This window comes from Novosphingobium sp. BAM6 (assembly GCF_057784955.1).
In genome coordinates this window covers 564426-586338 of sequence record NZ_JBYNTR010000002.1, presented here as the reverse complement: position 1 = coordinate 586338, position 21913 = coordinate 564426, and the positions used below count along the sequence as shown (strand labels likewise).

The window sequence follows — 21913 nt, the reverse complement described above, 5'->3', positions numbered from 1 at the left end:
GATCACTCTTAGCCCTGCATCAAGCCTCGTACTGAGCCGGATCGACGTTCAGCCCCTTGCGTCCCTCGGAAGCCGAGTGATGCGGCGAATGGCGATCCTCCGGCGCATCGTCCACTGACGGCTGGAGCATCCCCTCCGAGCGCGTGATCACCGCCGTCGCCACCGCGTTGCCGACGACATTGGTGGCCGAGCGCCCCATGTCGAGGAAGGTGTCGATACCCAGCAGCAGGGCGATGCCTTCGACCGGCAGGCCGAACTGCGCCAGCGTCGCGGCGATCACCACGAGGCTGGCGCGCGGCACCCCGGCGATGCCCTTCGAGCTGACCATCAGCGTCAGCAGCATCATGATCTGGTGCTCGATCGAGACGTGGATGCCATAAGCCTGCGCGATGAACATCGTCGCGAAGGTCATGTAGATCATCGAGCCGTCGAGGTTGAAGCTGTAGCCCAGCGGCAGGATGAAGCCCGAGATACGGCGCGGCACGCCAAAGCGGTCGAGCTGCTCGAACAGCTTGGGCAGGCCTGCTTCGGACGAGGCGGTGGAGAACGTCAGCAGCAGCGGCTCGCGGATATATCGCGCCAGCGTGAAGATGCGCCGCCCCAGGAACAGCGCGCCGATGCCGAACAGGATCACCCACAGCAGGCCCATGCTGAAGTAGAACTCGCTCATCAGCACGCCATAGGTCACGACGATGCCGAGGCCCTTGGTGGCGATCACGCTGGTCAGCGCGCCGAACACCGCGAAGGGGGCGAAGCGCATCACGTAATCGGTGATCTGGAGCATGAGGTCGGCCAGCGCCTCGGTGCCCTCGACGATGATCTTGCCCTTCTCGCCGATGGCGGTGAGTGCGACGCCGACGAAGACCGAGAACACGAGGATCTGGAGGATATTGTTGTTCGCCATCGCGTCGAACGCGCTGGTCGGGAAGATTTCCAGCACGAAGTGGCGGAACGACAGCTCGCCTGTCGACAGCGAACCGAGATCGCCGGTGGGCTGGAGGCCGACGCCGACGCCCGGCTGGAACAGGTTGACGAGGATCAGCCCCAGCGCCAACGACATCAGGCTGGCCGAGATGAACCAGCCCAGCGCCTTGCCGCCGATCCGGCCAAGCGCCGTGCTGTCACCCATGTTGGCGATGCCGGTGACGATCGTCGCGAACACCAGCGGCGCGATGATCATCTTGATCAGCTTCAGGAAAACGTCGGGCAGCAGCTTGAAGTAGTCGGCAATCTTCGCAAGCGACGGATCGGCAGGCGTCAGCGTGACATTGAGCAGCCAGCCGAGCACGATGCCGAGCACCATGCCGATGATGATGAAAAGTGTAAGACGCTTACCCAAGTTGCGACCCCCGCAATAATGTTGCGCACGATGGTAACAGCGCGATTCCCGCGCGGCAATGCCCGATACGTGCCTTCGCCCCCCGCGAGGCTATGCCGCGACGGTCTTCGTTTGTTTCGTCTTAACGATCAGGACGCGCCGATCCGCTACCTTGCAACGCTTTGTTACAGGCTTGCAGGAGCGGCCAGCGCGGCCAGCGTCACGCGGCGGTAGATGCGCACCAGCGCTTCGAGATCGGGCACGGCCACCGCCTCGTCGCGCTTGTGCATCGTCGCGTTGCACAGGCCGAATTCGATCACCGGGGCCACATCCTTGAGGAAGCGCGCATCAGACGTGCCGCCGCTGGTGGACAGCTCCGGCTCGATGCCGGTCTCGGCGCGGATCGCGTCGGCCAGCAGCGCGGAGAACTCACCCGGTTCGGTCAGGAACGCCTCGCCCGAGATCAGCGGACGCGCGGTTCCGCCGTGGCGCTCGGCAATCTCGCTGACCAGTGCAGAGAGGCTGGCGCCCGTATGCGTGTCGTTGAAGCGGATCGAGATGCGCGCCGAGGCCTTGGCCGGGATCACGTTGTGCGCCGGATTGCCGACGGTCAGGTCGGTCACTTCGAGATTGGATGCCTGGAACCAGTCGGTCCCGGTGTCGAGCACAAGCCCCTTCAGCTCGGTGAGCATCGCCACCAGCTTGGTGATCGGGTTATCGGCGAGATGCGGGTAGGCGACGTGGCCCTGCACGCCCTCGACATCGAGGAAGATATTGACCGAGCCTCGGCGCCCGATCTTCATCATGTCGCCCAGACGATGTACCGAAGTCGGCTCGCCCACGAGAATGAGATCGGGGAACGTCTCGATCGCGCGCATGTGGTCGATCAGCGCGCGGGTGCCGTGGACGGCGGGGCCTTCCTCGTCACCGGTGATGATGAAGCTGACCGTGCCCGCCTCTGCCGGGATCGTCGCCACGGCCGCCGCCATCGCCGCGATCGAGCCCTTCATGTCGACCGCCCCGCGCCCATAGAGCAGATCGCCGCGCACTTCCGGGGCAAAGGCTTCGCTGGTCCAGCCCTCGCCCGGCGGCACCACGTCGAGATGCCCTGCAAAGGCGAAGTGGCGCGAACCTTCGGGGCCGCGACGGATCGCGAACATGTTCTCGACCGGGCCGTCCGGCGCCTCTCCCGCCACGAAGCGATGGACCTCGAAGCCGAGCGGCGCGAGCTGCTTCTCGAACACGTCGAACACCTTGCCGGTGGCAGGCGTGACGCTTTCGCAGGCCATCAGGTCATGGGCGAGGCGGATGACCTCGTCGGCGTCGGGGCTTGAGGCGGACAGCGTGATCTGGGACATGGGATGCGCCATCGCACAGCGACCGGCCAATGACCATAGCCCATCAGGCCCCTTCTTCAGGACACAGCAGAGCGATGCCCCGGATCGATATCGATGCCCTCGAACCCTCGAACGCCACCGGCTATCCCGCGCCCTACGATACGCCGGTTGAAGGCCGCTGGTGGAAACGACTCGCGCCTGCGGGCGGCCTCACCCACATGGGCGCGAGCCATGTGGTGCTCAAGCCCGGCGCGTGGTCCAGCCAGCGCCACTGGCACCGGGGCGAGGACGAACTGCTGGTGATGATCTCAGGCGAAGCGGTGCTGATCGAGGATGGCCCGGAGACGCTGACCCGTACCGTGATCCGCCCCGGCGACGTCTGCGCCTGGCCCGCCGATGTCGAGGACGGGCATCATCTGGTCAACGAGAGCGAGGCCGATTGTGTCTTCGTGGCGATCAGCGCGGGCACCGATCGCGGCGGCGAATACCCCGATCTCGACATGATCTGGAACGAGCGCGGCTACTGCCACCGCGACGGCACAGCCTATCCGGCGAAAGGATAGGCTGCCTCCCGCCTATCCCTTAACCCAAAGCGGCATCCAGCATCTTCGCAAGGCGCAGGCCCGCTTCCTGAATGCGCTTGTCGACGATCGGGATGGTCTGCTCGATCGCGGCATTGGTCCACACGATCTTCTGCGGCTCCTTGGCGCCGCAGGGCAGCTTGCCCCCGAAGGCCAGCGGATAGAGCACGTCGCGGCTGATCTCGTAGCTTTCGCGCGCCCAGTCTTCGGGCGTGCCGCCCGACATTTCCGCCTTCTCCGCCTTGCTGTAGACGCGCACTAGCGGCGGGCGGGCCGAAGTGATCGCGCGCTCGGCCAGCGTGGTATCCCAGATCGAGTGGAGATTGCGGCCCGGTGCATCGCCGTACTGCGCCTTCACGGTATTGCCGCCCAGATCCTCGTTCTCGCCGACATGAAGCGGCTGATGGACGTCGCCCACGAAGTGGACCACGAACGAGAGCGCTTCGAGACGGAGCACCGGCGCCAGCTTGCGGTCGGCCAGCAGCTTCTCGTTACGCTCGATCTGCGCAGTGACGCACGTACCGTCGCGGCAGTTGGCCTTGATGTCGAAGGTACCGCAGACCGGCTGGTCCTGATAGTGCCACGAACTGGCGAAAGCCCAGCGCCCCTTCTCACCCTTGATGCAGTCCGGCCAGGTGGCGACCTTGTCGATCGAGGTCATCGCGCATTCGGGCGTATCGAGCCCGGACTGCGACTTCATCAGCCGCTGGATCGCCGCGCGGGTCGCAGGCTTGACGTTGGCCATCGCGATCTCACCCACGGTGGCATGGCCGAGATACCCCCAGGCCATGGCAGGCGTGGCGAGCGAGGAGAAGCCGACAAGCGCGGCCATGAGCAGAAGGAAACGACGCATCGGGGGCTTACCTCACCGGAGTTTCATATTGTTCGATCACCCAGTCCTCGGACTCGGCGGCAGATATCCAGGCCTGCATCCAGTCATGCTCCCACACCGCCTGCATATAGGCCTGCGCGAAACCGGGCACGCCGATGCCGTAGGTCAGGAAGCGGCTGACGACGGGTGCATAGATCAGGTCCGCCGCGCCGAAGGTGCCGAACAGGAACGGCCCGCCCTGCCCGAAGCGCGCCCGCGCCTCGGCCCAGAGCTGGAGAATGCGCACGATGTCGGCGCGCACTTCGTCGTCGATCCCTTGCAGCGTCACGCGGGCGCGGATGTTCATCGGCAGCGCGCGGCGCAGCGGCAGATAGCCTGCGTGCATTTCCGCCACCATCGAACGCGCCATCGCGCGGGCGGCATCGTCCTTGGGCCAGAAGCGTTCACGCCCGACCTTGTCGGCAAGGTATTCGATGATCGCGAGGCTATCCCACACCACCGCCTCGCCGTCCCACAGGATCGGCACCTTGCCCTGCGAGGGGGCGAGATCGCCCGAGGCGCGCTTGCGCTCCTCCCAGTCGTCACCCAGGATCGGAACGGTAATTTCCTCGAAGGCGAGGCCCGACTGCTTGCACGCCAGCCAGCCGCGCAGCGACCAGCTCGAATAGTTCTTGTTGCCGATAATCAGCTTCACGCGCGTCCCCAGTGTTCAGGTCTTGCGGTTGGTTCCGTTACAGGAGCAAGGGCCTAGAAGCTGGGGGCGGACGTGTCGAGTGCTCGTGGCCGGATTGGTGCGGCACCGGCCCACGCAAGTCATTTGTTCGAGCTGACGCTCGAAGTGCGGCACCAGCCCACGCCCCCACCCACCACCCGACGAGAGTATCCTGACCGGGTGGTGGGTGGGGGCGTGGGCTGGTGCCGCACCGATCCGGCCTTCAGCCGGATCGCAATCAAAACAATCTGGTGATCTCGAAGAACAGCGCGCCGACCACGGCGCTGGCGGGGATCGTCACTACCCAGGCGACGATCACGCGGCTGGCGACCGACCAGCGCACTGCACTGGCGCGGCGCGCGGCGCCGGTACCGACGACCGAGCCGGTGATGGCATGGGTGGTGGAGACCGGAATACCCATCGCACTGGCGCCGAACACCACGATCGCGCCTGCCGACGAGGCGCAAAAGCCAGAGTGATGGTTCAGCTTGGTGAGCTTGGAGCCCATCGTCTTGATGATCTTCCAGCCGCCCGACAGCGTGCCCAGCGAAATCGCGCAATAGCACGAGATCACCACCCATTCGGGAACGTGGAACGCGCCCTGCATGTGGCCGGTGGAGTAGAGCAGCACGGCGATGACGCCCATCGTCTTTTGCGCATCGTTGCCTCCGTGGCTGATCGAATAGGCGGCGGACGAGAACAGGTGCAGCACCTTGAACACCGAGTTCGCACCGCGCGGGGTGAAGCCCTTGAACATCCACGCGGTCAGCAGCATCAGCGCCATGGCGATGATGAAGCCCAGGATCGGGGAGGCGACGATGGCGATCAGCGTCTTGATCGTGCCCGAGCTTTCGACGACGCCGGGACCGGCAGCAGCGATGCCCGCCCCGATCAGGCCACCGATCAGCGCGTGGCTGGAGGACGAAGGAATGCCCTTGATCCAGGTCACGACATTCCAGAACATCGCGCCGACCAGCGCGCCGAATACCACGGCAGGCGTCACCGCATCGACGTTGATGATCCCCTTGCCGACCGTCTCGGCCACATGAAGCCCGACGAACCAGTAGGCCGCGAAGTTGCCCGCAGCGGCGAACAAGACCGCCAGCACCGGCGAGAGCAGGCGCGTGGCAACCACTGTCGCGATGGCATTGGCCGCATCGTGCAGGCCGTTGAGAAAGTCGAACGCCAGCGCGAGGGCGACAAGGCCGATCAGCAGCGGAAAGGCAAGGCTGTGGTCCATGTGGAGTCCGCCGCCGTCAGGCGTGATCGATCACGAGACCGTCGATCTCGTTCGCCAGATCCTCGAAGCGGTCGACCACGCGCTCCAGCCGCTTGAACATCTCCTGACGGACGATGAACTGCAGCGGATCGCCGCCCTGGCTGGCCTGGAAGATGCGCTTGAGCCCGGCTTCGTGGATCGAATCGGCGTGGCCTTCCATGCGCACGAGGCGCTCGGTCAGCTCGTGCAGGCGATGGGCGTTGTCGGCGATCTTGCGCAGCAGCGGTATCGCTTCGGCAGCGACGCGCGCGGCCTCGACGATGATCGCGGCCATGTCGCGCATCTCGGGCTCGAACTCGGTCACGTCGTAGAGGTTCACCGCACCCGCCACCTGCTGCATCTCGTCGATGGCATCGTCCATCGTCGAGATCAGGTCCGAGATCGCCGAACGGTCGAACGGCGTCAGGAACGTGCGGCGCACCGTCTGGAGCACCTCGCGCGTGACGTTATCGGCGTCGTGCTCGCGCTCCTCGATCTCGCGGATATGCTGCGCACGGCCCGGACCGCCCTGCATCAGGCGGGCGAGCGCATCGGCGCCGGCAACCAGCGTCTGCGACTGCTGCTCGAACAGATCGAAGAAATTGCCCTGCTGCGGCAGCAGCTTCTGGAACCAGGCAAACATCGTATTGACCCCTGTCTTGTCGGCCATCGCCCCGAAGAAGCGGGCAGGACTTGTGGCGGCGCGGAATTCGCGCGCGCCGAACGAACGGATGAGCGCGCGCAGGTCTTCCTCGTCGACCGCTTCGGCCGCCTGCGCCATCGTGAACCAGCGACGTTCGCGCTGGTGCTGCTCTTCCCAGGTATCGAGTTCCTCGGTCACGGCGAAGGGGAAGACATCGACGTCCGCCCACACCGACGCGCCCGAATCGCGGCGCTTGCGATACCGGAAAGAGCCCAGCGGAGTCGGGCACACCGCGCCCAGCACCCCTGCCTCTTCCAGCGCTTCCGCCTCGGCCGCGGCATGGGGCGACAGGCCCTTCATCAGACCGCCCTTGGGCAGCACCCAGCGCCCCGTACCCCGCGACGTCACCAGCAGGATGCGCACCGGCGCATCGATACCGGGACCGGTCGCGCGATAGGGCAGCACCGCGATCTGACGCATCGCCATCGCCTTACAGCTCCGAGTCGCCCAGCACCGCCGCGCGCAGGGCCTCGATGCCGAGCCCCTTTTCCGAGGAGGTGACGTGGACCTGCGGATAAGCGGCGGAGTGCTTGCGAGCTTCGGCCACGGTCGCGGCATAGACCGCGTCCAGTTCGGTCGCCTTGATCTTGTCGGCCTTGGTCAGGACGATGCGATAGGTCGCCGCCGACTGGTCCAGCATTTCCATCATGTCGGCATCGACCGGCTTGATGCCGTGGCGCGCGTCCACCAGCAGCAGCGTGCGCTTGAGCACCACGCGGCCGCGCAGAAAGTCGCGCACCAGACGGCGCCACTTCTCGACGACGGCGGGCGGCGCCTTGGCAAAGCCGTAGCCCGGCATGTCGACGAGGCGGAACTGCAAGGGCTCGCCCACGTCGAAGAAGTTCAGCTCCTGCGTGCGCCCCGGCGTCACCGAGGTACGCGCGATCGCCTTGCGCCCGGTCAGCGCGTTCAGCAGCGAGGACTTGCCCACGTTGGAGCGACCGCAAAAGGCGATCTCCGGCACCGTGGGGTCGGGCAGGAACTGCAGCTGCGGCGCGCTCCTCAGGAACGTCACCGGCCCGGAAAAGAGCTTGCGTGCGCGTTCCTGAAGTTCGCCGTTATCGTCTGGGTTGAAGTTGTCCATCATCTGTAATGCCGCGGCCCGATCAGGCCTTGGCGCCCTTCTTGGCCTTGGCGGTCTCGGCGTCCTGCTTCGCCTGCGCCTTCAACTGCGGGTGGCGGCTGTAGAGGTACTTCTGCTGCGCGATCGTCAGGATGTTCGAGGTGATCCAGTAGAGCAGCAGGCCCGCAGGATAGGGCGCCATCACGAACATCATGAACCACGGCATCAGGTTGAAGATCTGCTGCTGCGCGGGGTCCATCTGCGTCGGGTTCAGGCGGAACTGCAGGAACATCGTCACGCCCAGCAGCAGCGCCAGGATACCGATGCCGAGGTAGGCCGGCGGGTCGAAGGGGATCAGGCCGAACAGGTTGATGATGTGCAGCGGATCGGGCGCCGAAAGATCCTTGATCCACAGCACGAACGGCTGGTGGCGCATTTCGATCGACAGCGTCAGCGTCTTGTAGAGCGCGAAGAACACCGGGATCTGCAGGAACATCGGCAGACAGCCGGCGAGCGGATTGACGCCCTCCTGCTTGTAGAGCTGCATGATCTCCTGCTGCTGGCGCGCCTTGTCGTCCTTGTAGCGCTCCTGAATCGCCTTCATCTTCGGCTGGATCGCGCGCATCGCCGCCATCGAGGCGAAGCCGCGCTGGGCGATCGGGAACATCACACCGCGCACGATCAGCGTCAGCAGGATGATCGCCACACCGAAGTTGCCGACCATCTTGAACAGGCTGTTGAGCAGCCAGAAGATCGGCTTTTCGAACCAGCGGAACCAGCCCCAGTCGATCGACAGGTCGAAGTTGGTCAGCCCCTGCTTCTCGTAGGCGGCAAGGACGTCATATTCCTTGGCGCCCGCGAACAACTTGGTGGTGCGCGACAGGCTCTGCCCCGGCTGAACCACGCTCTGGTCGTAGACGAGATCGGCGCGGAACAGGTCGTTACCCAGCGAACGGAACGAGCCGGTCGCCTTGGCATCGACAGGCGCGACAACGCTCATCCAGTAGACGTCGGTGAAGCCGATCCAGTCGGTCTGGCCTTCTTCCTTGATCTGCTGGGCCGCGACGACGTCCTTGTAGTTCGTGCCGAAGCTGACCGAACCGCCGTCGTAGGCGCCGATCGGCCCAGCATGAACCTGCCAGCTATCGAGGCTGGCGGTCAGGTCGGTACGCTTGACCAGCGCGAAGGGCTGCACCTGCAACGCGCCGCCCGCGCGGTTGGCCACGGTCTGCGTTGCGGTGATCAGGTAATTGTCGTCGATCTTGAGCGTGATGCCGAAGGTCTGGCCGCGACCGTTGTCCCAGGTCAGCGTCACCGGGCTCTGCGGCGTCAGCTTCGCCCCCGCGGGAACCGTCCACACGGTATCGCCGGTCGGCGTGGTGCCGGCGGCGCCCTGCCAGCCGAACTGTGCGAATTCCTGCGCCGGCGTACCCGACGGCGAATAGATGCGCTCGGGGCCGGAATCCTTGTCTACGCTGGTACGATGACGGTTGAGCACGAGATCGTCGATCACACCGCCCTTCAGGTTCACCGAACCCGACAGGCCCGGCGCCGAAATCGGCAGGCGCGGGCCGGTGGCCAGCTCGGTCTTGAGATCCTTCGCCTCAAGCGCCTGATCGGCGGCATCGCGGATGCCGCCTTCGCGGGTGGGCTTGATCGCGCTGGCCGCCGCCGCCGGGTCTGCCACCTGCTGCTCGGCGACCTTCTCGGGCACCTTGGGCTGCGGGTAGAAGTAGTTCATCCCGTACTGAGATCCGAACAGCACGAGCACTGTCAGCAGTGCCGCAAGGATCATGTTGCGCTGATTGTTCACCGAGGGTCGCTTCCTGTCGTCTTCGATCCGTCGCGGACCGCAAGAAACGCAGGCCGCATCCACTCAATCGTCTATATATAGGGGCGCAAGTCAGTCCGGCACGGGATCGTGGCCGCACCCGCCCCAGGGTTGGCAGCGCAATATACGCCAGAACGCCAGCCATCCACCCTTAATCGCACCATGGCGGCGGACTGCCTCAATCGCATACTGCGAGCAGGAGGGTGTGTAGCGGCAGGTCGGCGGCATCAGGCGCGAAGGACCCAGCTGCCAGGCCCGCGCGATGCCGATCAGCAGCAGCCCCGGAAGCCGCCGCACAAAGGCAAGGCTGCGGGCTGTCACAGGTTTCACCGAGTGCCGTCCACGCCAGCCGTCGGCACCTGCGCCGATTTGTCCGATTTCTGCGCAGGCTTGCCGCCGCCGGGGCGCTTTCCGCCTCCCGAACGCTTGCCCGAAGGATGCCGACGCGGCGGATCGCCCTTGCCCGCCTGCGCGCGAGACAGCGCCATCAGCAGCTCTTCGCGCAGCAGCGCAAAGTCGCGCTCGATGCCCGATTCGCGCCCGATCAGCACGTGATCGGTATCCGCCAGACCGTGCGCAGGCAGAATCTCGCGCACCAGCGCCCGCAGCCGTCGCTTCATGCGATTGCGCACGACGGCGTTGCCGATCTTCTTGGTGACGGTGAACCCGACGCGCATGCCCTGCCCGCCGTTGGGATAGGCCAGCAGCACGAAGCCCGCCCGCGCGACTCGCAAACCCCGATTCGCGGCGACGAAATCGGCGCGGCGGGTCATCGTGGCGTAAGGCGCGGTCATGGCCGGAGGCAGCTACGAATCAGTGGGCGCGAATCAGCAGGGCCGGAAACGAGACCGGCCCGCGCCGCCACTCCGGTTCGCCGCGCACGAAGCACATCGAACCCCGGAAAGGCAACGCGGGCCGGCATCACGACCAGCCCGGAGGCTGGCTGAAATCAGGCCGAAAGCTTGCTGCGGCCGCGTGCGCGACGGGCACGCAGAACCTTGCGGCCACCGACGGTCGCGGTGCGGGCGCGGAAGCCGTGACGGCGGGCGCGGACAAGGCGGCTGGGCTGGAAAGTGCGCTTCATGACAAACCTCGAAAAACGGATAACCTAGGCCACCCGTTTCGAGAGGCCGCTAAACAGACGGCGCGCTTACGCAAATCCGCCGAGAGAGTCAAGGAAGCGTGCGACGGGGCGGGAGCACGATATGCGATGGCGCAGGAAGGGCTCACGCCCACTGCTACGCCTGCCGACAGATACCTGCAACCTGTCCCGGAAACTCTACCGGTCATACCCTGAGGCGATACGCGCGATGAATTCCCGCCTTCGCGGGAATGACGAAGATTGAGATAGCGAGCGTGCCTGAGAAATCAGCGCACCAGCGGGTCGCCTTCAGCGCGCCAGTGCGAGGGTCGGCGCGCGCAGGACGCTGGCGTTCAGGCCCTTGGCCGGGGTGAGCATAACCCACTGGGCCATCTGCTCGGCGCCGAACCAGCGGGCCTGATCGAAGCGTACCGAATTCGTCATCGCATAGAACGCCACGGCCTCGGCGCGGCTCATGCCCATCTCGCGGTAGTAATCGAGATAGCGACGGTTCTCAGGCGCGGTCAGCGGATAGTCCGCAGGCTCACGCCCCGAATCGTCCATCCACGAATGGACGGCGAACTCGGCGCCGTGATCGGCAGCGCGGCGGGTGCCCGCCAGAAACAGTTCGACCCCGCCCGAGCGCACCGAGCCGCCACGCGGCACATATGTCGCCATGCCCCTCGCGCGGATCATCCGGCCAAGGCGCAAATTGGCAACATCGTCCTCGGTGCCCGGGCAGTCGATCATGTCGATCTCGGCAAGCCCCGGATGATCGCGCACCATCGCGGCGAAAGCGGCAGGGCTGCGCGCGTCGGTCACATCGACCAGCGCGGCCCGGCGCGAATCGAGCACGCGGAACGGGCCGTAGCGGGCAATGCCGCGCGGGATCGCGATGGGATTGTCGTAGTTCGGTGCGCCCAGTCCCGAGTCGTAGGCGGCACTACCGAGGGCCGTACCAATAGGGTGCCCTACGCTCAGCAGCATCATGCGCTCACCACCCGCCACGATGCGATCGGCATCGAGATCGAGCGCTTCGTAAGCGATCACCGGCCCTTGAAGCTCCGCATCCGCCACGCTGACTTCGGCATGCGCGGCGACAGCCCCGAAAGGGGCCGTACCGAGGGCCGAAAAGGCCAGAAGAGCGAAGCTGTAGCGCATGGTCTGAACATGCGCCGCCACCGCTTACCGAAGCGGTGAGGAACAGGGTTAAATCGCTGTAAGGCATGATTTCCGGGCGAGACCTTAGGGTTATTACCCGATACTCCTTGCCGAAACCTCAACGCCCGCCGGAAGCCCGTCATTCCGCCGGGATTTCCTGCAATTTCGGACCGGAAAGGACATGGCCCCGGTGGTCGCGCTGGTATCGACAGTTGCCTATCTCGGGCTGGAGGCCCGGCCTGTCGAGGTGCAGTGCCAGATCGCGCCGGGCATGCCTGCCTTCGCGCTCGTCGGCCTGCCCGACAAGGCCGTGGGCGAAAGCCGCCAGCGGGTCAGCGCCGCGCTCACCGCGATGGGGCTGGCGCTGCCGGCCAAGCGTATCACGGTAAACCTCTCGCCCGCCGATCTGCCCAAGGAAGGCTCGCACTACGATCTGCCGGTGGCGCTGGCGCTGCTCGCCGCGATGGGCGTTCTCGATGCCGAGCAACTGGCGGACTACGTGGCGGTGGGCGAACTCGCGCTCGACGGGCGGGTGATCCCCTCGCCCGGCGTGCTGCTCGCCGCGATCCATGCCAGCAGCGCCGACAAGGGGCTGATCTGTCCCGCCGCACAGGGTTCCGAAGCGCGCTGGGCCAGCGGCGTGCCGGTGATCGCCACCCCCAACCTGATCAGCCTCATCAACCACCTGAAGGGTACGCAAGTGCTGCCCGCCCCTGCGCCGGGCGCGGTGGAGCCCCCGGCGCCGGGGCCGGACCTGAAGCAGGTGAAGGGGCAGGAAACGGCCAAGCGCGCGCTGGAAATCGCCGCTGCGGGCGCCCATAACCTGCTGATGAACGGGCCTCCGGGTGCGGGCAAGTCGCTGCTGGCGGCCTGCCTTCCGGGTGTGCTGCCCCCGCTGACCGCGCCCGAAGCGCTGGAAGTCTCCATGGTTGCCAGTGTCGCAGGCACGCTGGAGGAAGGGCGGATCAGCCGCGCGCGGCCGTTCCGCAGCCCGCACCATTCCGCCTCGATGGCGGCACTGACCGGAGGTGGCCTGCGCGTGCGCCCCGGCGAGGTCAGCATGGCGCATCTGGGCGTGCTGTTCCTCGACGAACTGCCCGAGTTCCAGCGCGCCGTGCTCGATTCGCTGCGCCAGCCGCTGGAGACCGGCGAGATCAGCGTGGCGCGGGCCAATGCGCATGTGACCTTTCCCGCCCGCGTCCAGCTGATCGCCGCCATGAACCCGTGCCGCTGCGGACACCTGACGGACGCCGCCCTCGCCTGCTCGCGCGCGCCGAAATGCGCGGTCGATTATCAGGCGAAGATCTCCGGCCCGCTGCTCGACCGTATCGACCTGCACGTCGATGTCGATCCGGTGCGCGCGGTCGATCTCGCGCTGCCCCCGCCCAAGGAAGGCAGCGCCGAAGTTGCAGCCCGCGTGGCAAGGGCGCGCGCGCGCCAGACCGAGCGCTACGAAGGCACCGCGACGCGCACCAATGCCGAACTCAATGGCGAGCTGCTCGAACGCCACGCCGCCCCTGATGCCGAAGGCCAGAAACTGCTGCTGCAGGCCGCCGAGGCGATGCGCCTGTCCGCGCGCGGCTATACCCGCATCCTGCGGGTCGCCCGGACGATTGCCGATCTGGCCGGGTCGGACACGGTGAAACGCGTGCATATCGCGGAGGCCTTAAGTTACCGTCGGCGGGCGCCCGTCAACTAACACGAGAGGAGAGTACACCGATGCTGGATGCCGTTCTGTCCGTGCTGACCTCTGCCGCCGCCATGGCCGCGCCCTGCCCGCCGATCCCGGGCGCGGCCTCACTCCTTGCCGACCGCAAGGTGCAGTGGATCGTCGTCGGCGAACAGCACGGCACGATGGAAACCCCGCAGGCCTTCGGCGATCTCGCCTGTCTGGCCGCGCGAACGGGCCGTCCGCTGACGATCGCGCTGGAACTGCCGGACGACGAGCAGGCCGCGCTCGACACCTATCTGGCCTCCGATGGCGGGGCCGAGGCCCGCGCGGCATGGCTGGCGCAACCCATGTGGAAGGACTGGTTCAGGGACGGCCGCTCCAGCGTCGCCATGCTGGGCCTGATCGAGCGACTGCGCACGATGCGGCGCGAGGGGCAGGTAACCGCAGTGGTCGCCATGCAACCGCACCCGGAGCCTACGCCGGAAGCCTACGAGAAGGCGATGGCCGCTAATGTCGAGCACGCCCTTGGGTCATCTGCCGGAAAGCCCGGCGCCCTCGTGCTGACGCTGGTCGGCAATGCCCATGCCCGTCGCTCTACCGTGACATTCGGCACGCGTAGCTACATGCCGATGGCCGGATGGCTGCCGGGCAAGGCCACCGTCACGCTCGATGCCAGCGGCAATGGCGGCGCCCAGTGGTCGTGCTTTGGCAGCCCCTCCTCATCCACCTGCAAAGCCCGCGATTCCGGCCCATCGTACAAGCGCTATCCGCGCGGCGTGGTCCTGAAGGAAACCCGCGACCACGCCTATTCCGGCTACCTCAATCTCGGCATGCCGACCTCGGCTGCACCTCCCGCCGTCCCGGCAGGCAAGGCTTAGGGTTGATCGACATTCGGCCCCGACGGCCTGCGAATGGCGATTTTCGGCTCGTCATCATATGAACGTCGATCAACCCTAGCCGCCACGCACACCGCCGCGGTCTCAGGGATGGCCGGGATGTCCGCCGCCGTGCCCGTCTCGCGGCCCGCCATGCCCACCGCCATGCGGCCTCGATTGGGCCTGATGCGCTTGGGCCTGACGCTGTTGCTGCATCCGCGCCGCCTGCTGGTGATGCATCGACGCCTCACGCGCCTGCGACTGGCGCTGCTGTTGCACCCGCGCGGCCTGCTGGCGATGCATCGACGCCTCACGCGCCTGCGACTGGCGTTGCTGCTGCGCCCGCGCCGCCTGCTGGCGATGGACCGCCGCCTCACGCGCCTGCGACTGGCGTTGCTGCTGCGCCCGCGCCGCCTGCTGGCGATGGACCGCCGCCTCACGCGCCTGCGACTGGCGTTGCTGCTGCGCCCGCGCCGCCTGCTGGCGATGCGCCGCCGCCTCACGCGCCTGCGACTGGCGTTGCTGCTGCACTCGTGCCGCCTGCTGGCGATGTACCGCAACCTCCCGCGCCTGCGACTGGCGCTGCTGCTGCACTCGTGCCGCCTGCTGGCGATGTACCGCAACCTCGCGCGCCTGTGACTGGCGCTGCTGTTGCATCTGCTGACGTTGCGTCCGGGCCGCGATCAGGCGTTGCTGCTGCTCGCGCTGGACCTGCTCACGCTGAGCCTGCTGCTCTCTCTGGCGGTCCTGCTCGCGATTGTCTCTCCGGCTGGCCTGCCCAATCCGGGCCTGAACCTGAGCCTGCATCTGGGCCTGCCGGACCGCCTGCTGGCGCTGGGTGCGAATGTCGCGCTGCAACCTGCTGTCGTCGGCGGCCTCGCGGTAGAAGTCTGGCGACTTGCCGCGAAAGCCTGCCTGCTGCCAGCGCGCGAAGCGATCGCCTGCGAAGCGACGGACGGCGCGCTCCTGCGTCCAGCGCGCCGCGACGACGGGCGCGTGGCGTTCGTTCCACTGCTCCCAGCCCGGACGGCGGGCCACATCGCGATCCCAGTCATCCTGCGCGCGGGCGATGGCGACGCGGTGGCGCGCCCAGTTCTGCGCCGAGACGCCCTGATGGCGCTCGCTCTCGGCAGCGCGGCGCATGGCGAGCGCGCGGGCGTAGTAGCGGTCGGCCATGCGCCGCTGCACCAGCGCCCGGCGCGCGTCGAGCACCCGCCCGTCGCGACCGTAGATCTGCGCCAGCCGCCCGTCGCGGTAGCCATAGCTGTACCACGGATCGCGCACGAGATAGGGCTGGTCGGAATCCGGGCCGTAGTAATAGTAGCGATAGCCCTGATCGATCGGCTCGGCATAGCGCACATAGCGGTCGCCGGTCTCCCACGCCCACGGGCGCTCGTCGCCATAGACGAAGCCATAGTCAGGCGGGGCCGAGCCGAACACAGCCCCCAGCGTCGAGGCGAGCGCGAGCATGTCATAGGCACCCGCATCGGGATCGCTGACATAGCCGCCATCGTCGGCGGGGTAATCGCGATATTGCGGGAGGTACTGGACCGGCGCGGGGCCGCTGGACGCCAGATAGCGCGAGGCCCCCGTGGGCGCGGCCAGCGCGGGCGGCGGCGCGGTGTCGAGCATCGGCTCGGCATCCGGAAGCGGCGCATCCCCTGCCGGGTTGGTCCCGCCCCAGGCAAAATCGCTGAAGCCGCTGGTCGGCGCCGCCTCGGTGCCGCGATCGGACTTGCCGCAGGAGACCAGCAGCAGCGACAGCGCGAGCAATCCGGTCGCCAGCACCGGGCGCACCCGCCTGCGGTCGCGGATTCTCGGGCCACTGGCGGATGGCGGATCGGACAGCGGGATCCGGGTCATGGTGTCGCTCCTTTTCCTCCCCCGATGTCGTTCAGCTTGTACCGCAGGGTAGCTGAACAGGGGTTGGCGGAGCGGTTCATCGAACCGGTAAGGCACGCGCGCGGGCGATGCCCCGGCACGTCTCATCGCAGGAAAGCGGCGCTTTTAGATCGCCGCCTGAAGCTGGCGCAACACTTCGGCGACCACGCGCGGATCGCCCGAGAAGCCGAGATGCGTGCAGCGCACCGCCACGGCCAGATCGCGCTCGCCCGGCCAGCCGCAGGCCGAGCGCGGGTGGATCACACCGTCGCGCGGGCTCCACAAGGCGATCGTCGGTACGGGAGGCTTGGTGGCGAAATCGCAGTCGACCGGCGGGGCGTCCACCGAATGCCCCGTGATCACCTGATAGGCGCGCCAGGCATTGTTGTTGCGCGGATCGCCCGAGAACGGCGTGCCCATGGTGATGACGCGCGATACCGCCTCGGGCTCGCGCCGGGCGATCTCGCGCGCGAACAGGCCGCCAAGGCTCCAGCCAATCAGCGTCACCGGCTGGCGCCGCGCCCGCGCCAGCGTGCCCACGCGGCGCATCAGGAACGCGAAATTGGCCGGGTTCGGTCCGAAATTGACGCCCAGCCCCCAGTCGTGGACTTCATGGCCCGCCGCTTCCAGCCCCAGCCGCAGGCGGCGCATGCGCTTGGGGTGCGCGCCGAAACCGGGCAGCAGCATGACAAGCTGCGGCCGCGCCCCGCCCGCGACATGTGCGGCGCGCGCGGGCTTCCCGCCGGCAAGATGCCCTGCCGAGGAACGCTCCAGCCGCAGCAGCGAGCCGAGTTCCGACCACAGCAGCTTGAGCGAAGGCGCCCGCGCGCTGGACGGACGCCGTTCACGCGCCAGCGCCGCCCGCCGCGAGATCGCCTCGCGCCAGTCCGCCGAGGCCCCCGGAGATCCTCCGGCAGCCGTCATCCGGTCAGTGGTGTACGGATTGCTCTTCGCCATGGCCTGTCGTGAAATTCGTTCCGGTCCTGTCGCGTTCCTGTTGTCGTGTCCTGATGCCGCCGCTCAGGGTTTACCGTTATCACACTCGCCGGTCCGGCGCGTGACCATATGCATCGTCATCGCCACCGTTTCGGCAGGCGCGGGCAGCCCGGTCTGGTCCATTGCGACCGTCACGTCCGAGCCCTGCGCGCCGATAGTACCGGTCATGTTTATGGCAGCTGTACCGCCGTTCTGCCCCTTGCAGGTCATCTGTGCATCAATCTTGCCGCCGGTCACGGTGAAGTGCGCGTAATGACACTGCCCGCCCTGCTCCAGCCGCGCGAACATCGCCTTGAACCCTTCATCCGACTGCGCCTTGGTGAGGCACAGCGTCTGGACTTGCGTGCGCTCCATCATCTGCCGCAGCTGCGCGAGCGCGGCCGGGTCCATGCCGGGCACATCGAAGCGCGTGATCGAGGATGTCTGCTCGTAGCGACCGGGCAAGGGCCGCTCCAGCTTGGCGACTTCGGCGCGCACGTCGTCCGCCGACTTGTGCCCCTGCCCGCAGCCTGCGAGCATCGCTGCAAGGCCGAATGCGCAAACGCCCCCTGCCGTCCGAAACCCTGCCATCACCCGCGCGACTCCACATTCGAGAGCGCGAGCGCCTGACACAGCTTGCCTCCCGTGCCAAGAGAGACTGCATTCGGCTGAAAGTCCGGCCATTGCAGCCACGCGCGATATACCCCATATGTTCCGCATGGCCGAACTCGTGATCCGCAGAGGGCTGGAGGAACCCGATACCTCGGGCTCCTTCGTGCCGCACAAGCCGCAGCGCCCCGAAAAGTCGCTGCCGGGCAAACGCTTCACCGTCGTTTCCGACTATCAGCCCAACGGCGACCAGCCCACCGCCATCGCCGAACTGGTGGAAGGCGCGCGCGTCGATGAAAAGACGCAGGTGCTGCTGGGCGTCACCGGCTCGGGCAAGACCTTCACGATGGCCAAGGTGATCGAGGAACTGCAGCGCCCCGCGCTGATCCTGGCGCCCAACAAGATCCTGGCCGCGCAGCTCTATGCCGAAATGAAGGACTTCTTCCCCGACAACGCGGTGGAATACTTCGTCTCGTACTACGACTATTACCAGCCCGAGGCCTATGTGCCCCGGTCGGACACCTACATCGAGAAGGAAAGCTCGGTGAACGAGGCGATCGACCGGATGCGCCACTCGGCCACCCGCTCGCTGCTGGAACGCGACGACGTGATCATCGTCGCCTCGGTCTCGTGCATCTACGGCATCGGCTCGGTCGAGACGTACTCGGCGATGATCTTCGACCTGAAGAAGGGCGAAAATCAGGACCAGCGCGAGATCATCCGCAAACTTGTCGCGCTGCAGTACAAACGTAACGATGCGGCGTTCACCCGCGGCACCTTCCGCGTGCGCGGCGACAATCTCGAAATCTTCCCCTCACACTACGAGGACATGGCCTGGCGGGTGTCCTTCTTCGGCGATGAGATCGAGGAGATCGCCGAGTTTGATCCGCTCACCGGGAAGAAGGGCACAACGCTCGACGCCGTGCGCATCTATGCGAACTCGCACTATGTCACGCCGGGGCCGACGATGAAGCAGGCCAGCGCCGCCATCCAGTTCGAGCTGGAAGAGCGGCTCAAGGAGCTGAACGCCGAAGGCAAGCTGCTGGAAGCCCAGCGGCTGGAGCAGCGCACCAACTTCGACCTGGAAATGATCGCCGCCACCGGATCGTGCAACGGCATCGAGAACTACAGCCGCTTCCTGACCGGACGCCTGCCCGGCGAGCCGCCGCCAACGCTGTTCGAATACCTGCCCGACAATGCGCTGCTGTTCATCGACGAGAGCCACCAGACGGTGCCGCAGATCGGCGCAATGGCGCGCGGCGATCACCGCCGCAAGATCACACTCGCCGAATACGGCTTCCGCCTACCCTCGTGCATCGACAACCGCCCGCTGCGCTTCAACGAATGGGACGCGATGCGCCCGCAGACCTTCGCAGTCTCGGCCACGCCCGGCGGCTGGGAAATGGAGCAGAGCGGCGGCGTCTTTGCCGAACAGGTCATCCGCCCGACCGGCCTGATCGATCCGCCGGTGGATATCCGCCCGGTCGAGGATCAGGTGCAGGATTGCATCGTCGAGTGCAAGGCGACCGCCGCGAACGGCTATCGCACGCTCGTCACCACGCTGACCAAGCGCATGGCCGAGGATCTGACCGAGTTCATGCACGAGGCGGGCGTGCGGGTGCGCTACATGCACTCCGACGTCGAGACGCTGGAGCGCATCGAACTAATCCGCGATCTGCGCATGGGCGTCTATGACGTGCTGATCGGCATCAACCTGCTGCGCGAGGGGCTCGACATTCCCGAATGCGGGCTGGTGTGCATTCTCGATGCCGACAAGGAAGGCTTCCTGCGCAGCGAAACTTCGCTGATCCAGACCATCGGGCGCGCCGCGCGCAACGTCGATGGCCGGGTGATCCTCTATGCCGACCGCATGACCGGCTCCATGGAGCGCGCCATCGCCGAGACCGACCGTCGCCGCGCGCGCCAGCAGGCCTACAACGACGAGCACGGCATCACCCCGCAGACGATCAAGCGCCGCATCGCCGACATCGTCGCCGATACCGCCGCGCGCGATGGCGTGACAGTGGAGATCGAGACCGAGAGCGGCGCCAACAATCTCGTCGGCCACAACCTGCGCGCCTATATCGAGGATCTGGAAAAGCGCATGCGCGCTGCCGCCGCCGATCTCGAATTCGAGGAAGCCGGCCGCCTGCGCGACGAAATCCGCCGCATGGAGCAGACCGAACTCGGCCTACCCCCCAGCGAACACAAGGCCCCGCTGGTCGGTCGCAGCAACGAAGGCAAGCCCGGAACCCGCAAGACCCGCTACGGCAAGCAGCAGAAGAAGTGGGGGAAGTGACTTGTCCCATAACCGGGACATGCGTAGCGTGAGCTAAACGCAACTCTTCTGTCCACCTTTGCGCTGTCTTTACGCGCCGCGAAGGGCAAGGCATGCGCCCACAGGACATACAGGAGAGGTTCCATGAGGATCCACAACGAAGCGCTGCGCGCCAAGGTCATGTCGGCCGAGGACGCGGCGGGTTTCATTCACCATGGCATGACGCTGGGCATGAGCGGGTTCACCGGCTCGGGCTATCCCAAGGTACTGCCCACAGCACTCGCCAGCCGGATCGAGGCCGAGCACGCGGCAGGCCGCCCGTTCAAGGTCAACGTCTGGACCGGCGCCTCGACCGGCCCCGAACTCGACGGCGTACTCGCCAAGGTCGACGGCATCGGCCAGCGCCTGCCGTTCAACACCGACCCGATCGCCCGCACCAAGATCAACGAAGGCACGATCGACTACCTCGACATGCACCTGTCGCAGGCAGCCCCGGTCGCCTGGCAGGGCGCGCTCGGCAAGATCGACGTGGCGGTGATCGAAGTCGTCGGCATCACCGAGAACGGCAGCCTGATCCCCTCGTCCTCGGTGGGCAACAACAAGGCCTGGCTGGAACTGGCCGACAAGGTGATCCTTGAGGTCAATTCGTGGCAGAGCGCCGATCTGGAAGGCATGCACGATGTCTACTACGGCATGGCGCTGCCGCCGTTCCGCGTGCCGATCCCGCTGGTGCGCGCCGACCAGCGCATCGGCCAACCTTACATGCGCGTCGATCCCGCCAAGATCGTCGCCATCGTCGAGACCGACGCGCCCGATCGCAACGCGCCGTTCTCGCCTGCCGACGACAACGCGCTCGCCATTGCCGGGCATCTGCTGGACTTCCTCGCGCATGAAGTGAAGGTCGGCCGCCTGCCCGCCTCGCTGCTGCCGATCCAGTCGGGCGTGGGCAACATCGCCAACGCGGTGCTGACCGGGCTGGTCGACGGGCCGTTCCACGACATGATGGCCTTCACCGAAGTGATCCAGGACGGCATGATCGACCTGCTCGATTCGGGACGCCTGCGCATGGCCAGCGCCACCGCGTTCTCGCTCAGCCCCGATGGCGCCGCGCGCGTAAATGCCGACATGGCGCGCTATCGCGACAAGATGATCCTTCGCCAGCAGGATATCTCGAACAACCCCGAAGTAGTGCGCCGCCTCGGCTGTATCGCGATGAACGGCATGATCGAGGCCGACATTCACGGCGCCGTGAACTCCACCCGGATCATGGGCTCGAAGATGCAGAACGGCATCGGCGGCTCGGGCGATTTCGCGCGCAACGGCTATGTCTCTATCTTCATGAGCCCGTCCACCGCGAAGGGCGGCGCGATCAGTTCGATCGTCCCGCAGGTGGCCCATGTCGACCATATCGTGCAGGACGTGCAGGTGATCGTCACCGAACAGGGCCTCGCCGACCTGCGCGGCCTCACCCCGCGCCAGCGCGCCGAGAAGGTAATCGGCACTTGCGCCCATCCCGCCTATCGCCCGATGCTGAACGACTATCACCAGCGCGCGCTCAAGGGCTCGTTCGGCGGATATAGCCCGATGCTGCCGAACGAGGCGCTCTCGTGGCACCAGCGCTTTATCGATACGGGTTCGATGATACCCTAACACGCTGATAACCATGAAAATAGCCCCGCACCTCCGGAACCGGTGCGGGGCTACTTGTGTTACAACATATCCCGTATACAGTACGCGCCATTCCGG

Annotated in this window: 20 protein-coding genes; 5 read left to right on the top strand and 15 right to left on the bottom strand. The window is 66.5% G+C overall.

Annotated features, from left to right (window positions below; all coding sequences use genetic code 11):
- Positions 1-19 precede the first annotated feature (19 nt).
- Both AC3EC3_RS11450 and dapE read right to left on the bottom strand, forming a co-directional pair.
- Positions 20-1339: a dicarboxylate/amino acid:cation symporter gene (locus AC3EC3_RS11450; RefSeq protein ID WP_488489726.1), complete on the bottom strand. Its 1320-nt coding sequence runs from the start codon at positions 1337-1339 to the stop codon at positions 20-22.
- Between the two features lie 164 nt (positions 1340-1503).
- Entirely contained in the window at positions 1504-2676 is a 1173-nt protein-coding gene (dapE, locus tag AC3EC3_RS11445; protein WP_488489725.1) for a succinyl-diaminopimelate desuccinylase, read from the bottom strand.
- A 74-nt stretch (positions 2677-2750) separates the two neighbouring features.
- Between dapE and AC3EC3_RS11440 the strand changes: the two genes are divergently transcribed.
- Positions 2751-3218: a cupin domain-containing protein gene (locus tag AC3EC3_RS11440; RefSeq protein WP_488489724.1), complete on the top strand. Its 468-nt coding sequence runs from the start codon at positions 2751-2753 to the stop codon at positions 3216-3218.
- 19 nt (positions 3219-3237) lie between these two features.
- Here AC3EC3_RS11440 and AC3EC3_RS11435 read toward each other — a convergent pair whose 3' ends face one another.
- The 10 genes from AC3EC3_RS11435 to AC3EC3_RS11390 all read right to left on the bottom strand — a co-directional run bounded on the left by AC3EC3_RS11435 (position 3238) and on the right by AC3EC3_RS11390 (position 11898).
- Positions 3238-4089, bottom strand: coding sequence for a S1/P1 nuclease (locus tag AC3EC3_RS11435; RefSeq protein WP_488489723.1), 852 nt, complete (start codon positions 4087-4089; stop codon positions 3238-3240).
- 7 nt (positions 4090-4096) lie between these two features.
- The gene (locus AC3EC3_RS11430; RefSeq protein ID WP_488489722.1) at positions 4097-4762 is read right to left on the bottom strand and encodes a glutathione S-transferase family protein; all 666 of its coding nucleotides are present in this window, start codon (positions 4760-4762) and stop codon (positions 4097-4099) included.
- A gap of 256 nt (positions 4763-5018) precedes the next feature.
- Complete coding sequence (locus tag AC3EC3_RS11425; protein WP_488489721.1) at positions 5019-6020, bottom strand: inorganic phosphate transporter; 1002 nt, start codon at positions 6018-6020, stop codon at positions 5019-5021.
- Between the two features lie 16 nt (positions 6021-6036).
- A complete protein-coding gene (locus AC3EC3_RS11420) occupies positions 6037-7161 on the bottom strand; it encodes a DUF47 family protein (protein WP_488489720.1) in 1125 nt (374 codons plus the stop codon).
- A gap of 10 nt (positions 7162-7171) precedes the next feature.
- Complete coding sequence (yihA, locus tag AC3EC3_RS11415; protein ID WP_260928006.1) at positions 7172-7825, bottom strand: ribosome biogenesis GTP-binding protein YihA/YsxC; 654 nt, start codon at positions 7823-7825, stop codon at positions 7172-7174.
- 22 nt (positions 7826-7847) lie between these two features.
- Positions 7848-9617 (bottom strand): membrane protein insertase YidC, encoded by a 1770-nt coding sequence (gene yidC, locus AC3EC3_RS11410; RefSeq protein ID WP_488489719.1) that lies wholly within the window; start codon positions 9615-9617, stop codon positions 7848-7850.
- A gap of 90 nt (positions 9618-9707) precedes the next feature.
- On the bottom strand, positions 9708-9965 hold the full coding sequence (gene yidD / locus AC3EC3_RS11405) for a membrane protein insertion efficiency factor YidD (protein ID WP_260924943.1): 258 nt from the start codon (positions 9963-9965) through the stop codon (positions 9708-9710).
- A complete protein-coding gene (gene rnpA, locus AC3EC3_RS11400; RefSeq protein ID WP_488489718.1) occupies positions 9962-10429 on the bottom strand; it encodes a ribonuclease P protein component in 468 nt (155 codons plus the stop codon). The genes yidD and rnpA overlap by 4 nt, the downstream gene beginning before the upstream one ends.
- Before the next feature lie 155 nt (positions 10430-10584).
- Positions 10585-10719, bottom strand: a complete 135-nt coding sequence (rpmH, locus tag AC3EC3_RS11395) for a 50S ribosomal protein L34 (protein WP_086494189.1) — start codon at positions 10717-10719, stop codon at positions 10585-10587.
- A 306-nt stretch (positions 10720-11025) separates the two neighbouring features.
- Positions 11026-11898, bottom strand: a complete 873-nt coding sequence (locus AC3EC3_RS11390; RefSeq protein ID WP_488489717.1) for an alpha/beta hydrolase — start codon at positions 11896-11898, stop codon at positions 11026-11028.
- Positions 11899-12067: 169 nt separating this feature from the next.
- Here AC3EC3_RS11390 and AC3EC3_RS11385 point away from each other — a divergent pair, with 169 nt between their 5' ends.
- Both AC3EC3_RS11385 and AC3EC3_RS11380 read left to right on the top strand, forming a co-directional pair.
- Positions 12068-13576, top strand: a complete 1509-nt coding sequence (locus AC3EC3_RS11385) for a YifB family Mg chelatase-like AAA ATPase (RefSeq protein WP_488489852.1) — start codon at positions 12068-12070, stop codon at positions 13574-13576.
- A 20-nt stretch (positions 13577-13596) separates the two neighbouring features.
- Positions 13597-14427: a TraB/GumN family protein gene (locus tag AC3EC3_RS11380; RefSeq protein ID WP_488489716.1), complete on the top strand. Its 831-nt coding sequence runs from the start codon at positions 13597-13599 to the stop codon at positions 14425-14427.
- A 102-nt stretch (positions 14428-14529) separates the two neighbouring features.
- Here AC3EC3_RS11380 and AC3EC3_RS11375 read toward each other — a convergent pair whose 3' ends face one another.
- The 3 genes from AC3EC3_RS11375 to AC3EC3_RS11365 form a co-directional block, all read right to left on the bottom strand.
- Positions 14530-16287, bottom strand: a complete 1758-nt coding sequence (locus AC3EC3_RS11375) for a hypothetical protein (protein WP_488489715.1) — start codon at positions 16285-16287, stop codon at positions 14530-14532.
- Positions 16288-16431: 144 nt separating this feature from the next.
- Complete coding sequence (locus AC3EC3_RS11370) at positions 16432-17262, bottom strand: esterase/lipase family protein (RefSeq protein WP_488489714.1); 831 nt, start codon at positions 17260-17262, stop codon at positions 16432-16434.
- Between the two features lie 63 nt (positions 17263-17325).
- Positions 17326-17871, bottom strand: coding sequence for a DUF3617 domain-containing protein (locus AC3EC3_RS11365; protein ID WP_488489713.1), 546 nt, complete (start codon positions 17869-17871; stop codon positions 17326-17328).
- A 127-nt stretch (positions 17872-17998) separates the two neighbouring features.
- On the opposite strand from AC3EC3_RS11365, the gene uvrB reads away from it, so the two are divergent.
- Positions 17999-20188, top strand: coding sequence for an excinuclease ABC subunit UvrB (uvrB, locus tag AC3EC3_RS11360; RefSeq protein WP_488489712.1), 2190 nt, complete (start codon positions 17999-18001; stop codon positions 20186-20188).
- A gap of 123 nt (positions 20189-20311) precedes the next feature.
- Positions 20312-21817 carry a succinyl-CoA:acetate CoA-transferase ScpC gene (gene scpC / locus AC3EC3_RS11355; RefSeq protein ID WP_488489711.1) on the top strand — a complete coding sequence of 502 codons (1506 nt, stop codon included), beginning with the start codon at positions 20312-20314 and terminating at the stop codon, positions 21815-21817.
- The last annotated feature ends 96 nt before the right edge of the window (positions 21818-21913 follow it).

Coding starts and splice junctions, on each gene's coding strand:
- AC3EC3_RS11420 (WP_488489720.1), bottom strand. CDS start 7,161: ATGCGTCAGATCGCGGTGCTGCCCTATCGCGCGACCGGTCCCGGTATC.
- AC3EC3_RS11435 (WP_488489723.1), bottom strand. CDS start 4,089: ATGCGTCGTTTCCTTCTGCTCATGGCCGCGCTTGTCGGCTTCTCCTCG.
- rpmH (WP_086494189.1), bottom strand. CDS start 10,719: ATGAAGCGCACTTTCCAGCCCAGCCGCCTTGTCCGCGCCCGCCGTCAC.
- yihA (WP_260928006.1), bottom strand. CDS start 7,825: ATGGACAACTTCAACCCAGACGATAACGGCGAACTTCAGGAACGCGCA.
- AC3EC3_RS11370 (WP_488489714.1), bottom strand. CDS start 17,262: ATGGCGAAGAGCAATCCGTACACCACTGACCGGATGACGGCTGCCGGA.
- AC3EC3_RS11365 (WP_488489713.1), bottom strand. CDS start 17,871: ATGGCAGGGTTTCGGACGGCAGGGGGCGTTTGCGCATTCGGCCTTGCA.
- AC3EC3_RS11375 (WP_488489715.1), bottom strand. CDS start 16,287: ATGACCCGGATCCCGCTGTCCGATCCGCCATCCGCCAGTGGCCCGAGA.
- uvrB (WP_488489712.1), top strand. CDS start 17,999: ATGGCCGAACTCGTGATCCGCAGAGGGCTGGAGGAACCCGATACCTCG.
- AC3EC3_RS11425 (WP_488489721.1), bottom strand. CDS start 6,020: ATGGACCACAGCCTTGCCTTTCCGCTGCTGATCGGCCTTGTCGCCCTC.
- AC3EC3_RS11380 (WP_488489716.1), top strand. CDS start 13,597: ATGCTGGATGCCGTTCTGTCCGTGCTGACCTCTGCCGCCGCCATGGCC.
- rnpA (WP_488489718.1), bottom strand. CDS start 10,429: ATGACCGCGCCTTACGCCACGATGACCCGCCGCGCCGATTTCGTCGCC.
- scpC (WP_488489711.1), top strand. CDS start 20,312: ATGAGGATCCACAACGAAGCGCTGCGCGCCAAGGTCATGTCGGCCGAG.
- AC3EC3_RS11440 (WP_488489724.1), top strand. CDS start 2,751: ATGCCCCGGATCGATATCGATGCCCTCGAACCCTCGAACGCCACCGGC.
- dapE (WP_488489725.1), bottom strand. CDS start 2,676: ATGTCCCAGATCACGCTGTCCGCCTCAAGCCCCGACGCCGACGAGGTC.